This window comes from Bacillus sp. FSL M7-0791, assembly GCF_038627085.1.
GTDB classification, from domain to species: domain Bacteria; phylum Bacillota; class Bacilli; order Bacillales; family Bacillaceae; genus Bacillus; species Bacillus safensis.
Map to the genome: position 1 here is coordinate 2,047,913 of NZ_CP152022.1, position 16,071 is coordinate 2,063,983.

The following is a 16,071-nucleotide window of genomic DNA, read 5'->3' on the forward strand; positions in this document are numbered from 1 at the left end:
TCTACACGCAAAAAAAGACCCCATCAATGAGAGGTCTCACTTGCTATAAAATAATCGCGATCAAACCGCCTGATCCTTCGTTAATGATTCTTTCAAGCGTTTCCTTCAGCTTATATCTTGCGTTTTCCGGCATGAGAGACAGCTTCGCTTGAATGCCTTCTCTGACAAGGGAGCTGAGGGAGCGGCCAAATATATCTGAATTCCAGATCGAAAGCGGATCATCTTCAAAGTCTTGCATTAAGTAGCGGACGAGCTCTTCACTTTGTTTTTCTGTTCCGATAATCGGTGCAAATTCGCTCTCTACATCTACTTTGATCATATGAATAGATGGAGCGACCGCTTTTAATCTCACGCCGAATCTTGACCCCTGCCTAATGATTTCCGGCTCATCTAAACTCATATCTGATAGCGCTGGCGCTGCAATCCCGTAACCAGTCTGCTTCACCATTTTTAATGCGTCTGATACTTGATCATATTCTGTCTTAGCATGAGCAAAGTCTTGCATGAGCTCTAGAAGATGGTCTTTTCCTCTAATTTCTACACCAACCACTTCTTTTAAAATATGATCATATAGATCATCTGGCGCATACAGGTCAATCTCCGCAATCCCCTGACCCATTTCAATTCCTGCTAAACCCGCTCTTTCGATAAAATCAAATTCACTGAATTGACCAACGACACGGTCGACATCTCTTAATCTTTTAATATCCTTTACAGTTTCCTTTACTGAATCCTGATAGCTCTCTCTCAGCCAGTGATCTTCTTTTAGCACCATCACCCAGCTTGGCAGGTTCACATTCACCTCTAGGACTGGGAATTCATATAATGCTTCACGAAGAACGCTGAGTACGTCTTGCTCTCTCATACTTTCTACGCTCATGGCGAGTACTGGAATATCATACTTTTGGCTAAGTTCCTGCCGGAGCGCTTCTGTTTCAGGATGATATGGCCTCACAGAGTTAATGACCATAATAAATGGCTTTCCAACCTCTTTGAGTTCATCAATCACACGTTCTTCAGATTCAATATAATCATGTCTTGGAATTTCTCCAATGGAACCATCTGTTGTAATCACTACACCTATTGTTGAATGCTCTTGAATGACCTTGCGTGTACCAATTTCCGCTGCTTCATGAAACGGGATTGGCTCTTCATACCACGGCGTATTGATCATTCTTGGGCCATTTTCATCTTCATACCCGCGCGCACCAGGGACAGTGTATCCCACACAATCGACAAGCCTGATGTTGACATCAAGACCGTCACTCACGTGAATTGATGCTGCTTGATTCGGTACAAATTTAGGCTCTGTGGTCATAATGGTTTTTCCTGCTGCGCTTTGCGGCAATTCATCCTGTGCCCTTGCACGATCTGCCTCATTATTGATATTCGGGAGCACCACGAGCTCCATAAACTTTTTAATAAACGTAGATTTCCCTGTACGAACAGCGCCAACGACTCCTAAATATATATCGCCTCCTGTTCGTTCAGCGATATCCTTGAAAATATCGACTTTTTCCAAGTGATCCCCTCCCGGACTTGCTATCCTCGTTTTCAAATGAAATACTCTATTCTTCAATCAAACTGTGCTTGAAAGGTGTCTGGACAATATATGTGTATGACGTTGTCCTATTTGAATATGACACCTTTTTGTTTTGAGAGTAAGTTTAGCCATAAAAAAACCTTTCTCCTCATTTATATGCAGAGGAAAAAGGTTCATTCTTGTTTATGACGTCTTTTTTTCTAAAAAGGCAGGCTCACCTTTTTTGTTGATGGTATATGGGACAGAAAACGCGGGTACAAACGGGGTTTCCTGCCAATATACATCTTGAATGTTTTCACCTGGTTTCAGCTTTTGCTTCGTATTCTTCAAAATGTGAGCAAAATCACTGCGGTAGTCCACATAGATGTCACCGTTTGATGAAATCAGTAGTGGGAGGGAATTCCCTGTCACAGGACTTATCACCGCAGGCGGCGATTTTAATCCTAGTTTTTTTTCATTTAGCGTATATAAATTGGCTGATACGACTTTGCCGTATGGCGGATATGTATGTTCATCTTGATACATCTTGATTCTAAGCCGTAATTCATTGATGGTCTGTGTCATTTTGACATCAAGCAGTTTCACAGTGGGTTTCTTTTCGACGTCTGTGAGGACATAAATATATTCGCCCCCGCCTTCATAAGATGTAGACGGTACATCGTGTAAATATCTTGGTGACAAGCGCTTAAAGTCGATGACATATTTCTGATAAACCGGCGTGTCTGCTTCTTTCGTTTCTATAGGCAAAAGACCATTTGTTGCTTTTTGAAATTCCTCAATCGCTGTCTGTACACTTTGCAGCTGCTCTTCGTATGGCACCCGGTTCTCAGCTTTGCGATTTTCTGGATACAGACATCCTGTTAATAAAATAAGTGCTAACAGTGTGACACTGACTTTTGCTTTGATCATCACATTCTTCCTTTTTCTTTATTCATTGACCGGTCCGCTAAAGACAACTAAAAACACAATGATACCTGATATCAGCATCAAGCTGTATGCAACGGTCGAGGCCGTTATTTTAAGAAATTTGCTTTTCAGCTTAAACCTGCTGAGATAAATGGTTACTACGGCTAAAAACATGAGCCCCATTGAACCAAGCGCAAACCACATCTTGATTAAAGCAAAACTCATCGTGCCTGTCCCCCTTCAAAACGAACGAATTGTAAGCGTTTATATTTCATTTTAAACCAAAAATAAGGTAAATATCAATCATTTTTCCAATCATTCAGAAAAAAGCGCATAAAAAAACTGAAGCAAAGAGGGGGACTCTGCTTCAGTCATTGGATCGACTATTTTCCTCATTCTGTAGAGGCAAAGCTCTATTCAAACTTCATTGCTATGTTATGCAAGTCTTCCCCTTCTTGCATCCTCTACATGCCTAAGTTCAGTCTTTCCTTTTATTTTGTTTGGTTTTCAAACATGTTCACAAGGTCTTCCATCTCATGTGTTTTCACACGTGCCATCAATGATTCTACAGCATCGTCCACCTTTTTCCCTTCAAACAGGACGCCGTAAAGAGCCTTTGTGATCGGCATGCTGACCTTGTATTCTTTGGAGAGCTGATAAGCGCCTTTTGTTGTGCGGACGCCTTCGACAACCATGCCCATTTTTTCAAGCACTTCTTCGAGCTTATATCCTTTACCGAGTAAATTCCCGCAGCGCCAGTTACGCGAATGAACACTTGTACATGTCACGATCAAATCGCCAACGCCTGTTAATCCAGCAAATGTAAGGGGATTCCCTCCCATTTTTGTGCCAAGACGTGCGATTTCAGCAAGTCCTCTTGTGATAAGCGCCGCTTTTGCATTGTCACCATATCCAAGTCCGTCTGTAATACCAGCCGCAAGAGCAATGATATTTTTCAATGCGCCGCCAATTTCCACCCCAATCACATCAGGGTTTGTGTACACTCTAAAATGATTGTTCATGAACAAATCTTGAACAAATTGAGCTGCTTCAATGTTTTCTGACGAGACAGTGACAGTTGTCGGATGACGCAGACCTACTTCTTCTGCATGACTCGGTCCTGATAGGACAACGACAGCCTCTCTTTTCTCAGATGGGACTTCTTGTTCAATCATTTGAGAAATTCTAAGAAGTGTATCTGGTTCAATTCCCTTACTGACATGGACAAATGGCACCTTCGATGAGATCAGCTCATTTGCCTGCTTCAATACCTCACGAATGGCCTTTGTTGGCACAGCGACAATAACCGCCTCTGTCCCCTCTAAAGCCTGCTTCATATCGGTTGTCGCCTGAATAGACGCTGGCAGTTCGACATTTGGCAAGTAATCATGATTTTCATGTTTCTCATTGATTTGATCAATGAGCTCTTGTCTATGTCCCCACATGTGTACATCATGATGATTATCAGCTAATACAAGCGCAAGAGCTGTCCCCCAGCTGCCTGCTCCAAGTACTGAAATTTTCTTCATCCTGCTCACCCTTTTTATTTTCTCGCTCTCGCAAATATTTTAATCGGTGTTCCTTCAAAACCAAATGCATCTCGAATGCGGTTTTCTAGGAAACGCTCATAAGAAAAGTGCATAAGCTCTGGATCGTTGACAAACACAACGAAGGAAGGAGGCTTAATGGCCACCTGTGTTGCATAGTAAATCTTTAGGCGCTGTCCGTTATGGGTCGGCGTTGGATTCATCGCCACCGCATCCATGATGATATCATTTAAAATATTGGTTTGAACGCGCATTGCATGGTTTTCGCTTGCTGTGATAATGGACGGCATTAATGTATGAATTCTCTTTTTCGTAAGAGCAGACATAAACAAGACAGCTGCATAATCAAGGAATTGAAAATGCTCGCGGATGTTTTGCTCAAATTCCTTCATCGTACGCTCATCTTTTTCAACAGCATCCCATTTGTTCACAATGATGACAACTGCTTTACCAGCTTCGTGTGCATATCCAGCAATTCGTTTATCCTGCTCAATAATGCCTTCCTCGCCGTCAAGTACAACAGCGACAACGTCAGAGCGGTCAATGGCTTTTAATGCACGAAGTACACTGTATTTCTCTGTTGTTTCATATACTTTCCCTTTTTTCCTCATACCTGCTGTATCAACAATGACAAAGTCACGCTGATTGTACGTAAACATCGTATCGACAGCATCTCTTGTTGTACCAGCGATGTTGCTGACAATGACGCGGTCTTCTCCGAGCATCGCATTCACTAAAGAAGATTTCCCTACATTGGGACGGCCAATTAAGCAGAACTGGACAACTTCTTCATCATATTGCGTATCCGGTAAATTCTTAAAATGTTCTGCCACTGCATCAAGCAGATCACCAAGACCTAATCCGTGTGTTCCAGAAATCGGATACGGCTCGCCAAATCCGAGTGCATAAAAGTCATACACGTCGCTTCTCATTTCAGGGTTGTCCAGTTTATTGACAGCAAGTACAACTGGCTTTTTCGTGCGATATAAAATTTTTGCGACTTCTTCATCCGCAGATGTCACGCCATCTCGGCCATTCACCATAAAGATAATGACATCCGCTTCGTCCATTGCGATTTCTGCCTGATGGCGAATTTGCGCCAAGAATGGCTCATCTCCAATATCAATTCCACCAGTATCTATTAAATTAAAGTCATAATTTAACCATTCAGCAGAGCTATAGATTCGATCTCTTGTTACACCAGGTGTGTCTTCTACAATCGATATTCTTTCGCCTGCGATTCGATTAAAAATTGTAGATTTTCCAACGTTGGGCCTTCCAACAATGGCTACGACAGGTTTACCCATAGTACCCTTCCTTTCAATCCAGCCGCGATTCAATATGTTCATCATCATGTTTCAACCGGGATTTATAATTTTCATTCAGTTTTATGAAATAAACCCTTCAAACATGAAGGGTTCAACTTATATATTATATCAATTTTTAATCAGACCACAATGAATAACTTAAAAATGTTTGACAATCAAGTAAAGATCTTCTCCAATGCCGTGTGCAATTCCATCTAAAATGGCCTCTAAATTCATGGCATACATGTCGAGCTCTTCTTTATTTTCACAGAAAAAAACCGCTGTTCCGCCAATGACCCGCTCTTTATTAGTTGTTGCCACAGCCAATATAAATTGTTCAATGGTGTTCGCCATGCCCTATTACCTCACTTTCTTTTTAATGAAATCTGTCGGCATTCTTATGGCATTTTCTAAAATAGGCACCTCTTCTAATACACGGACAGCCAAATCTTCACGCTGCCATTGCGGTAAAATGAACACACCAAGTGTACCGGTATTCAGATCACGTTTTGCGAGCGGACAGAGCGATGGTTCACCAGAATCGCGGTACACGCCAAGCACGTTCGATAAATCAAATAAAATGGCTTGCCGCTGCCCAAGGTTAGCAATCGTTGTAGCAGAGTTGAAATTTTTCGGCGTCAAAATAAAACCCATCCCATGCTCTAAAATGAGCTTTTGCTTTTCGGGCAGCCCGATATTCATAATGTATATATCATTCACATAAAGCCCTGCCCCATCAAAGCGAAGTTCCCCTTTTTGAATGCTGACGATATCCTTTAATTGACTGCCTGACATTAATAGCTTTGCCATGAAAAAACAAAGAATACCGACTACTGTTCCAACAACAAGCGAGAAGAAAATACAGGCTGTCGTTGTAATAAGTGCAGTGAGAATCGCAATATAATTTCGACTTTCAAAGGCAATGGCAATGCCTTCTATATATGTACTGCCTCGTGAGACAAGCTCATACGAATCCATTTGGGTTAACGTATTTCTTTCCATATTTCGGACATCTCGAAATTGCGTGGCTGCCAAAGTGAGAAAGGTAATCGCTGTAAATTCCTCCTGAATTAGTGCAGGCATAATGATCGCACCTAATCCTGACGCAATAAAACCAAGTGCAATGTGAATCACTTGTCCATGAATATACGTAGGGTATTGCCGGTAATCCGTTCTTAACATGTAAAGTCTGGCCGCCATCCCAAAGATGACACCAATAATCACAGGAAACGTATAATCTGTCATGTTGATTTTGCAGCCCCTTTTACTGATTTTCTTGATGAACGGGCGTTCAAGAGCTTTTCAAACTGATCGACACCTAATAGGAAGACGGCTCCTTGTACAACGAAGGAAAGAAAAGAGAGATCCCCTATGACAATTGATGATGTGAGGCGGTGAATCGTCAGCGCATAAAGGGCTTCGCCGAGACATACTGACATCATCCATAAGGTGATTCTTTCCGTTAACGGCTGTCCATATGTCATACACATTAAGATCAGCAGGGCAAATACGACCCAATCCACCTTTATTATCGTGAACCAAACAGGGTCATATAATGCAAATATCATAAAAAAGGCATACGCGCTCACCATCGAGCCCAATTGCATGATTCTCATCATTCGGTAACTAGGCCTGAATATGACGAAAGCAGCACATGCATATAAAAAAGTCATCAAGAAACCCGCATTGATGCTTATATCTAAAACGGATATCATAACATGACTGAATATAATATGGACAAGTACACAAATGCCCAGCACGCTGCGCCACAAACTTTTTCCCATGATAAATGTCACCATAATCCAAACGAACCATATAGACCAATAATAGTACAAAGCCTCCAACGCCTCATCACCTCAATTACATTATGGGAAAATCTCCAATTTTTAAACATGCGGATCGTTACCGGCTTTGTATGAAATAAACAAGAGGTGACACCCTAATAACCTGAGGAGGGATACATGATGGGAAAAGATAGACAGGAAAAGCGTTTAAAGGCGTCAAGAAGAGTGGAATCTGACCGCGATCAATCCATTCATCATAAGGGTGCAACAGCATTAGAAGGTCCAGAAAGCGCTCGAAAAAGAAATCAATAAAAAAAAGGCATGTGATCATCACATGCCTTAGATTTGTTGACAAAGGGCTAAAATGATGTTTATTTTAGTCCTTTGTCTTCTTTTCAGCGTGATAGAAAACCTTTGCAGCCCTAGGAAGGACGAGTACCGGAGCGGAGCGAATTGTACATTCGTGAGCACCGGCACGCAGGACTGACGCCGAATGCGAGGGTTTGTCTACGCGCTGAGGCATGTGATATCACATGCCTCTCTTACTATAGTACGTTGTGTCAACGCCTCTTTCTTTGAGCCAATGACTTGTTTCCCCCGAGATCACAACTTGAGCCTGTCTCAGTTCTTCAATCGTCTTCACACCAAGCACTGTCATCATCATCTTGATATCTTCTTGAAGTTCCATGATATTTGCGATGAGGCCGCTTTCTCCTCCACTGGTCAATGATTTTAAGAAAAATCCAGCTAGACCAGCAGCAGATGCGCCAAGAGCCATTGATTTGGTTACATCAAGAGCATCTTGAATACCTCCCGAGGCTAAAATCGTTTGATTCGGAAAGGCTGTATGTACTTCAGCAAGACTCGCTGCAGTTGGAATTCCCCATTGATCAAAATAACGAAGTGCTTTTTGGCGGCGGAGATTTTCAATCTTAGAAAAGTTCGTTCCACCAAATCCGCCTACATCAACGGCTGCAACCCCAGCATGGAATAACTTTCCTGCCGTCTCCTTACTCATGCCAAATCCGACTTCTTTTACAACAACAGGCACACCAACAGATTCAACGATAGCTGCAATCCGCTCAAGCGCCCCCCTGAAATCGCGATCGCCTTCAGGCATGACAATCTCTTGGATGACATTCAGATGAATTTGGAGCATATTTGCCTCGAGCATGTTGACTGCTTCTTGAGCTTGCTTCATTGTCGCTTCACTGCCTAAATTCGCAAATACAATTCCATCCGGATTGACTTTACGAACGACTTCATATGTTCGTCTTTCTTCTTTATCTTTCAGTGCAGCCATTTGTGATCCAACTGCTACTGGGATGTTGGTCTCCTTCGCTGCGATCGATAAAGAGCGGTTGATCTCATAGGTGGATTCTCCGCCTCCGCCAGTCATTGCATTGATAAAAATTGGCGAACCGAAAGTCAGTCCGCCAATTGTCGTATGTGTATCAATTTGTGATGTCGCAAGATCTGGTAAACTGGCGTGAACGAAGGAAACATCATCTAAACCTGTTGCTGCATGCTGGCCAGTGGACAACGCATGCTCAATATGCTGCTTCTTTCTTTCTGCTCGCGTCAATTTTGATCACCAAATTATTTTAGTTTATTGAGTTTATCGCCGATCAGGTCACCAAGCTGGAAGCCGCTTGTATTTTCTTCTTTCGCCTGATATTGACGATAATCCTCTTCGATTTGTTTTTCAGGATTTTCTTCTAAATCACGGATGCTTAGTGAAATGCGCTCTTCGTCTTCATTCACATCAAGCACTTTCACTTTCACAGTCTGCCCTTCTTCAAGGACTTCTTGCGGCGTGCCGATATGTTTATGAGAGATTTGGGAAATATGCACAAGCCCTTCTACACCTGGCAGAATTTCAACAAATGCACCAAAGCTCACAAGACGTTGAACGGTTCCTTCAAGCACATCACCTTGTTTTACCTTTTCACCAATTTGGCTCCAAGGTCCTGGTAATGTTTCTTTAATAGATAGTGAGATACGTTCGTTATCACGATCAACAGCAAGTACTTTGACCTTGACTTCCTGTCCTTCTTCTACTACGTCAGATGGCTTTTCAACATGCGCATGGGATAGTTGAGAAATGTGAACTAATCCATCAATGCCGCCAATGTCAACAAATGCACCAAAATCAGTAAGCCTCTGCACTTTACCATCAATCACACTGCCTACTTCAAGCTTTTGCAGGAAGTCTTGCTTTTTGTCTAATTGCTCTTGCTCAACGACTGCACGGTGCGAGAGAATCACGCGATTTTTTTCGCGGTCAAGTTCTACCACGACAAGTGAGAGTGTTTTCCCTTTGTAATCTGTGAAGTCTTCTACATAGTGTGCTTCTACAAGAGATGCAGGAATAAATCCGCGCACACCAATGTCAACGACAAGACCACCTTTTACAACGTCTTTTACTTCAGCTTCAAATACTTCTTTTGTGTCAAACTTTTTCTCTAGGTCTTCCCAAGCGCGGTCTGCATCAACAGCACGTTTAGATAAAATCAAAGCATCGTCTTCGACCTTTGTTACTTTAAGCTCTAACTCGTCGCCATCTTTCACGACATCTGATGCTTTTTCAACGTGAAGACTTGATAATTCACTGATTGGGATGATACCAGGTTGTTTCACATTGACGATATCTACATTGACATGCTTGTCCTCAACTTTAGAAACAATCCCTTTCACTACATCTCCAACCTCTGGTACCTGAACATCGATTTGATTCATTTCCTCTGTCATTTCGATAACCTCCTTGGTCCAAACCTACACAGCTTAGTTAAAACGACTGGGCGAATATGTGTCTTAAGCATGATGATTGCCAGCCGAATATGTATTATAGAAACATTCAAATCAATATAATTGCTTGAATGATCAATAAAAATAGTATTAGTATAAACTTCTAATAAAAGACCTTGTTTGTCAAGAGATAAACCTCTAACTTATAAAAGTTTTCTAAAATTTCTTACTGTTTCTCCACGCGGTCTGCTGCATCTAAAATTTTCACTGCCACCTCTTGAATAGAAAGGGAAGTGGTGTCAATTTCAATGGCGTCATCTGCTTTCTTCAAAGGTGAAACTTCGCGCTCAGAATCAAGCTTATCGCGTCTTGCAATCTCTTCGATCAGCTGATCGTAATTGACATCGTAGCCTTTTTTCTGATTCTCTTCAAAGCGGCGTTTTGCTCTTTCTTCTACTGATGCAAGCAAGAAAATTTTCACTTCAGCATCTGGAAGTACGTGAGTGCCTATGTCTCTTCCGTCCATAACGACGCCGCCTCGTTTGCCAAGCTCTTGCTGCCTGCGGACCATTTCTTCCCGAACAGCTCTGTGCTTTGCAACAACCGATACTTGGTTGCTTACGCGGTCTGTGCGAATATCCTCTGTGACATCCGTATTGTTTAGATGGACTTTTTGACCCTCGTCTGTTGTTACTAGTTCAATGACCGTTTTTTTCAGTAATGAATCAAGTGCCTGTTCGTCTTCAAGATCTACACCTTGATTGAGTGCCGCAAGTGTAATCGCGCGGTACATAGCACCTGTATCAATATAAATATATGATTTTTTGGCTGCGACAATTTTTGCCACAGTGCTTTTGCCTGCTGCTGCAGGACCGTCAATTGCAATAGATAATTTCTTTTTCATAATACCTCTCCTTGATTGAATCTCCCTTATGAATTGTAACACGATCACCGCTCAAACGGGGGAATTTTCTATCAATCCTTCTGCTTAAACGTTTCAATCCATTCTTCAATGCTCATGTTGTTCACACCCTCATACTGCACGACTTTTGACAAAAAAAGTTCTCCTTTCGTCAAATGAAGTGTGATCTGAACAGTGAGCAATAAAACAAGCTGAATGAGCACCACTTTCAATAACCATCTTTCCATTGTCTTCATACAAAAAGCCTCCACGCTAGATTCTTTCCTCTCTAGTATGGAAGCTTTTTACACCCTTTATTCTTATGCTTTTTTCACACGTGTTAAAAGCTGCTGCTGGAAGCAGTATTTCATGATGTGCTGCTGGTGCTCATTTGTGATCTCTGAAAACTCCATGATCGCTCTTTTTTTGCCAGACTGTTCATCTTCATATACTCGATTCATCTCTGCAACCGCTTTTATTTTCACGGGCTCTTTTAGGGGAAGTTCAAACTCTGTGACCACTTCTCCATATTCTTTCAATGACACGCCCTCAGGAACAGAGATTGCTACGCCGCCAGCACTCATATTTACAATAAACGTCTCAAAGGCCTCTTCGTCCGTTTGCATGATAGTAGCTTTGACCATCGTATCCACTCTCAGATATTCTCTTCGCTGAAGGCGAATCATTTCTTCTTTTGGCGGAATGGAAATGACAATCATCGGAATATCTTCTTTTCTTTTTCCGATGACTTCGCTTGTACATTTGTATGGAATTTGGTTTTCGTCAAAAAAGAAGACGGTGATTTCTGTTTGCTGGTTTAAGTAGATGGTGCGTCCCGTTTCTTGATCAGCTGGATAATTAATGCAAATATCATCGTTATTATTTTCCAAAACCTTCGATTTTGCTGTTTTCACTTCTTTGTTCTCATTGACATATTCGATTGTGATTGCATCCCCTATTTGTAACATTCCTCATCACTCTTTTCATCTGTGAAATCGTATCCTCTCCTATATTAAACCATGTCTAAAACAAAAGGAAAAGACTTATTAGCCTTTTCCTCGTTTCCTTTTCTATAGGTCTTTATATATAGGTTCTGCGTTTTTTAGTTTATCTACTCGTTCTTCTTTTCCATTATCTGCATTAATGAACATGCGATACGTATCGTTTTTTATCGTTCCGAGGAACTCATAGCACAGAACTTCCTCTGACATATCATTTTGCACAATCGCTAAATGAGTATCTTCGATCTTTACATGCTGATTTAATGTTTTCTTCGCTTCTTTTTGCGAGATTTTAGGTGCTTTAATGTCGCGTGTTTTATGATTCGTTAAGTAATCCTTCGCTGAAAACCCAACAACCTCACCATCGTCCAATGCGACTTTCATGCGTATACTATCTGGATAAAGCAGAACATTTTTCTGAAGAGGAACATAGGTAAATACACCGATATTATCAAATTGTGCACTTTCATCTAAATGGAACGATTCTGTGTCAAACCCTTGCTTCTTTAGGAAGCTGAGTGCTTTTTCTGATGCCTCATTCAAACTGATTTTCTGTTTTTTCACGTCACGATTCTGAAGAAGGTAGACTGGGTGTCCTCCTTTTTCAGTTAAGTCTAGATAAAAGTTTGCATGGCTGTCTGGATCAGACATCGATAAGCTGTACACGTCGCGATTGGTTTTGCTGCCGCTTTTTCTCACTTTAAAATGTTGATTATGGTCGGGTGTGAATTGCTGTGCAATGCGGATCGCTTCTTTTTTTGAAATCTTATCGCCTTTTAAATGATTGTAGCCTTGTGTTTCTTTTTCTGTGGACACATTTGTAGGCCCAAGATCGACATCTGCAAATGCATCTGCATTTCTCTCGACTGTTTTCAGCCCGTCAATGATGGTGTTGTCGTTCTTTCGATCGCCGTCAGCGAGCGCCATTTCAACATCCATCCATTTTAAGTTTTTATTAAGTACGAGGTGCTGCACTTGTCTAAGTTCGTTTTGGATATCTGACGCTTGATTATATAGAGCTGTAATGGTTTTGTGCGTATCTTTATTTAATGGTTCATCTGATAAAGATTTGACTGATGATTTGTAGCTAAAATCTCCGACATTCGCCAGGAATTCTTCCGTTTTATTAAAAGGCATCAATGTAAGCGGGAGCTGGCTGACATTGTTATGCGCTTCTGATGACATTCTCCATACATCAGCAAGTGCTGGTGAGATGGATGTTTGGCTGTTCATCGCAAGTGTTGCGCCCAGTTTGTCATGCAGCTGATCCACCTGATACGTTAAATCATGGAATGCTCTTTGGTAGTTGTTCTCAGCATGAAGCAGTACGGCGTCTTTTTCTTGATGTTCTTTATAGCCCCAATAACCTGTTGAGATGACAGCAATTCCTAAAATAGCAATCAATATTCCTCTGATCATTTATTTACACCTCTTTTTATTCGCAGAATATATGTTTCCCGATTCGTTTAATTTGTGGTCTTCCCCAAATCCATGGACTTGTTGCTGTATCAGGATTAAAGTAATAGATGGCGCTCTCAGATGGATCCCAGCCATTGATTGCATCAAATACAGCTTTTTTTGCCGTTTCATCTGGCGTCATATAAAATTGCCCATCTGCTACAGCAGTAAACGCAAGCGGTTCAAAAATGACTCCTGCGATCGTATTTGGAAAGGTCGGATTGTTCAAACGGTTTAAGATAACGGCCGCGATGGCCACCTGTCCTTCATACGGCTCACCTCTTGCTTCACTGTACACAGCTTGCGACAAGAGCTGAATGTCATTACTAGAAAAACCACCAGGCATGTTGGCTGCTGTCTGTTTTGGTGTTTGATTTCCCTGCTGGCTGCCTGACTGATTGCCAGACTTCCCAGATGATCCACCTTGACTTTTTTGATTTTCGTTTGTACCTTGGGCTGTCTTTTTTTGCGAGCTTCTTTGCGCAGGAGCCTTTGTTTGCTGATCAAGAGGCTTCCCGCCATAATGGGTAAACTGGTTCCCTTCCTGCAGCTGCTTTTGAACAAACTCTTTGTAGTATTTCGTCTTTTGAACTAATAAGCTTTTTGTTTTCTCACCTACAAGTCCATCGACCTTCTTCATGCCAAATTGGCTTTGAAAGTTGCGAACGGCCCAGTACGTCCCCCAGCCATAGACGCCATCGATTTTGCCATTGTAAAAACCATTGTATTGGAGCCGCGCTTGCAGCTCGACTACATCTTCTCCTGTTGCCCCGCGCTGGATGACTTGGGCGGTGAAGGCTTCACTTTTACTGACTGTCAAAAGTGAAGACGCAAGAAGAACGATTGAGAAGATAAGAACAATTTGTTTCATGAAACGAGCTTTATCCATATTTGATCCTCCTGTACTTTTGATGTTTGAATATATGTTTCTTCCGATCCCTATTTTTATACATTCAACACAGGAGAGAATTGGATGGAAAAGACAAAAAAACGCCCTATAAACAAATAGGACGTTTTCCAAAATTAAATTTGCACCATTTTTACCGCACGGGCTTTTTTTGCTTTCCTTAAACCAAACCACCATAAAAAAATCATGAACGGCACCATGATATATCCCCAGTTTTTCATCCCTAATAGAATGAAATCATACAGGCCGTGAAACAGCACAGGGAGCGTTAAAGAAAGGATCAGCCATTTGCGCTGCTCTTTTTTATCAGAGAAGCGGGCTTTTCCGATATAAAAACCCATCACAACACCAAATAATGCGTGACTTGATACAGGTAATAAAGCACGGGTAAACGCATATTCGACCCCGTGACCGACTAAGTAAAGGATATTTTCAAGTGTTGCAAAACCAAGTGAGACACTCGTTCCATACACAATTCCGTCATAGTGTTCGTCAAACTGGGCATGTGCATAAACGCTGACCATTAAAATAAACCATTTTAATGATTCCTCTAAAAAACCCGACGTCACAAATGAAATCAAGATAGGGTTTGTTGCGATATTTTCCTCTTGAAGGACATATTGAATAAACATGGTTGGAAACACAAGTATGACACCTAGCATAAAAGATCTGATGACCATGTGAACCGGCTCATTGTCGTACTGATCTTTCAAATAAAAATAACTTAAAAGTGCGATGCCGGGAGCTAAACCTGCTGAGATGATTGCGATCATAACCAGACCTCTTTCCCTACATTATCCTTCATTATCGTACCATGATTTACCCTTTTTTTATATGACTCGGGCCCATTTTTCTAAAAATATCTTTCTATATAATCCCAATTTATATAAAAAAGAACCGAACCCCTTTGAAGGATTCAGTTCATTTTTTATCCGTTGATTCTTTTGTTGATTTCTTCTGCAATGAGTCCGCCATGAAATCTTCCATTTTCAATGAAAATTTCATTGGCATTATTTCCAGCAGCAATGACTCCCGCAATGAAAATACCTTCAACATTCGTTTCCATCGTCTGTTCATCAAATGCTGGACGGCCTGATTCTGGATCAATCGTGACACCCATTTTTTCTAAGAAAGAATGATCTGGGTGATAGCCAGTCATAGCAAATACATAGTCACTTTTCACTCGATCCGTTTGATTTTCCTGGTTTGTAAAGATCACATCTTCTTCTGTGATTTCTTTCACCTGCGCACCAAACTCCATTCGAATTGTTCCATTACGGACAAGCGCTTCAAACTCTGGTAGTATCCAAGGCTTGATGCTGGATGAATATTCAGTTCCTCTATACAGCACAGTGACTCTGCTTCCGCATTTCACAAGTTCTAGCGCAGCATCCACACTGGAGTTCTTTCCGCCGATCACCGTCACATCTTTATCAAAATATGGATGTCCTTCTTTAAAATAGTGATATACGTGGGGAAGGTCTTCTCCTTTGACGTTCATATAGTTTGGATGATCATAGTAGCCAGTCGCAATGACGACGTAATCACATGAATAGTTGTCTTTTGATGTATTTACCGTAAAACGGCCATCTTGTTTCGTCACGGCGTTTACTTTTTCAAAAGCATGTACACGCAGTTTTTTTCGTCTGACGACCTCTCGGTAATAAGAAAGTGCCTGAATACGAACGGGCTTACGATTCTCAGTAATAAAAGCGACATCACCGATTTCAAGCTTTTCACTTGTACTAAAAAAGGTTTGATGTGTTGGGTAATGATAAATACTGTTCACGACATTCCCCTTTTCAATCACAAGTGCATCAATCCCAATTTGCTTGAATGCGATAGCAGCTGATAACCCGCATGGGCCGCCTCCTATTATGATCGCTTTTTCTTGTTTCATTTGTTCCACTCCTGTCATTTCACTGCAATAACAATTGCTGGGCTGTTTGATTCTTTGTTCCATTCCATA

General features: G+C 41.5%; 18 protein-coding genes. 1 reads left to right on the forward strand and 17 read right to left on the reverse strand.

What is annotated here, in order from left to right; genetic code table 11:
- Positions 1–43: 43 nt before the first annotated feature.
- The 8 genes from spoIVA to MHI08_RS10410 all read right to left on the reverse strand — a co-directional run bounded on the left by spoIVA (position 44) and on the right by MHI08_RS10410 (position 7,087).
- The gene (spoIVA, locus tag MHI08_RS10375) at positions 44–1,522 is read right to left on the reverse strand and encodes a stage IV sporulation protein A (RefSeq protein WP_008344534.1); all 1,479 of its coding nucleotides are present in this window, start codon (positions 1,520–1,522) and stop codon (positions 44–46) included.
- Between the two features lie 204 nt (positions 1,523–1,726).
- The gene (locus MHI08_RS10380) at positions 1,727–2,452 is read right to left on the reverse strand and encodes a hypothetical protein (protein ID WP_024428087.1); all 726 of its coding nucleotides are present in this window, start codon (positions 2,450–2,452) and stop codon (positions 1,727–1,729) included.
- A gap of 18 nt (positions 2,453–2,470) precedes the next feature.
- Positions 2,471–2,674, reverse strand: a complete 204-nt coding sequence (locus MHI08_RS10385; protein ID WP_024422813.1) for a DUF2768 domain-containing protein — start codon at positions 2,672–2,674, stop codon at positions 2,471–2,473.
- A 266-nt stretch (positions 2,675–2,940) separates the two neighbouring features.
- Positions 2,941–3,978, reverse strand: coding sequence for an NAD(P)H-dependent glycerol-3-phosphate dehydrogenase (locus MHI08_RS10390; protein ID WP_056767143.1), 1,038 nt, complete (start codon positions 3,976–3,978; stop codon positions 2,941–2,943).
- Positions 3,979–3,992: 14 nt separating this feature from the next.
- Entirely contained in the window at positions 3,993–5,303 is a 1,311-nt protein-coding gene (gene der / locus MHI08_RS10395) for a ribosome biogenesis GTPase Der (RefSeq protein ID WP_056767145.1), read from the reverse strand.
- A gap of 159 nt (positions 5,304–5,462) precedes the next feature.
- Entirely contained in the window at positions 5,463–5,657 is a 195-nt protein-coding gene (locus tag MHI08_RS10400; protein WP_008344527.1) for a hypothetical protein, read from the reverse strand.
- Between the two features lie 6 nt (positions 5,658–5,663).
- A complete protein-coding gene (locus tag MHI08_RS10405; protein ID WP_024422816.1) occupies positions 5,664–6,548 on the reverse strand; it encodes a YIEGIA family protein in 885 nt (294 codons plus the stop codon).
- Positions 6,545–7,087: a hypothetical protein gene (locus MHI08_RS10410; protein WP_056767147.1), complete on the reverse strand. Its 543-nt coding sequence runs from the start codon at positions 7,085–7,087 to the stop codon at positions 6,545–6,547. Before MHI08_RS10410 ends, MHI08_RS10405 begins: the two co-directional genes overlap by 4 nt.
- A gap of 180 nt (positions 7,088–7,267) precedes the next feature.
- Here MHI08_RS10410 and MHI08_RS10415 point away from each other — a divergent pair, with 180 nt between their 5' ends.
- Complete coding sequence (locus tag MHI08_RS10415) at positions 7,268–7,399, forward strand: YpzI family protein (RefSeq protein WP_073206119.1); 132 nt, start codon at positions 7,268–7,270, stop codon at positions 7,397–7,399.
- 217 nt (positions 7,400–7,616) lie between these two features.
- On the opposite strand, the gene fni is transcribed toward MHI08_RS10415, so the two are convergent.
- The 9 genes from fni to MHI08_RS10460 form a co-directional block, all read right to left on the reverse strand.
- Positions 7,617–8,672, reverse strand: coding sequence for a type 2 isopentenyl-diphosphate Delta-isomerase (fni, locus tag MHI08_RS10420; protein ID WP_056767149.1), 1,056 nt, complete (start codon positions 8,670–8,672; stop codon positions 7,617–7,619).
- Positions 8,673–8,686: 14 nt separating this feature from the next.
- Positions 8,687–9,838, reverse strand: coding sequence for a 30S ribosomal protein S1 (rpsA, locus tag MHI08_RS10425; protein WP_056767151.1), 1,152 nt, complete (start codon positions 9,836–9,838; stop codon positions 8,687–8,689).
- A 223-nt stretch (positions 9,839–10,061) separates the two neighbouring features.
- Entirely contained in the window at positions 10,062–10,739 is a 678-nt protein-coding gene (gene cmk / locus MHI08_RS10430) for a (d)CMP kinase (RefSeq protein ID WP_056767153.1), read from the reverse strand.
- A gap of 71 nt (positions 10,740–10,810) precedes the next feature.
- Entirely contained in the window at positions 10,811–10,993 is a 183-nt protein-coding gene (locus MHI08_RS10435; RefSeq protein ID WP_024422820.1) for a DUF5359 family protein, read from the reverse strand.
- Positions 10,994–11,056: 63 nt separating this feature from the next.
- Positions 11,057–11,704 carry a flagellar brake domain-containing protein gene (locus tag MHI08_RS10440; protein ID WP_056767155.1) on the reverse strand — a complete coding sequence of 216 codons (648 nt, stop codon included), beginning with the start codon at positions 11,702–11,704 and terminating at the stop codon, positions 11,057–11,059.
- Positions 11,705–11,806: 102 nt separating this feature from the next.
- Positions 11,807–13,156 carry a germination protein YpeB gene (gene ypeB, locus MHI08_RS10445; protein ID WP_056767156.1) on the reverse strand — a complete coding sequence of 450 codons (1,350 nt, stop codon included), beginning with the start codon at positions 13,154–13,156 and terminating at the stop codon, positions 11,807–11,809.
- Positions 13,157–13,172: 16 nt separating this feature from the next.
- Positions 13,173–14,084, reverse strand: coding sequence for a spore cortex-lytic enzyme (gene sleB / locus MHI08_RS10450; protein ID WP_056767158.1), 912 nt, complete (start codon positions 14,082–14,084; stop codon positions 13,173–13,175).
- Positions 14,085–14,218: 134 nt separating this feature from the next.
- On the reverse strand, positions 14,219–14,875 hold the full coding sequence (gene prsW, locus MHI08_RS10455) for a glutamic-type intramembrane protease PrsW (RefSeq protein ID WP_024422824.1): 657 nt from the start codon (positions 14,873–14,875) through the stop codon (positions 14,219–14,221).
- A gap of 155 nt (positions 14,876–15,030) precedes the next feature.
- On the reverse strand, positions 15,031–16,002 hold the full coding sequence (locus MHI08_RS10460; RefSeq protein WP_056767160.1) for a YpdA family putative bacillithiol disulfide reductase: 972 nt from the start codon (positions 16,000–16,002) through the stop codon (positions 15,031–15,033).
- Positions 16,003–16,071 lie beyond the last annotated feature (69 nt).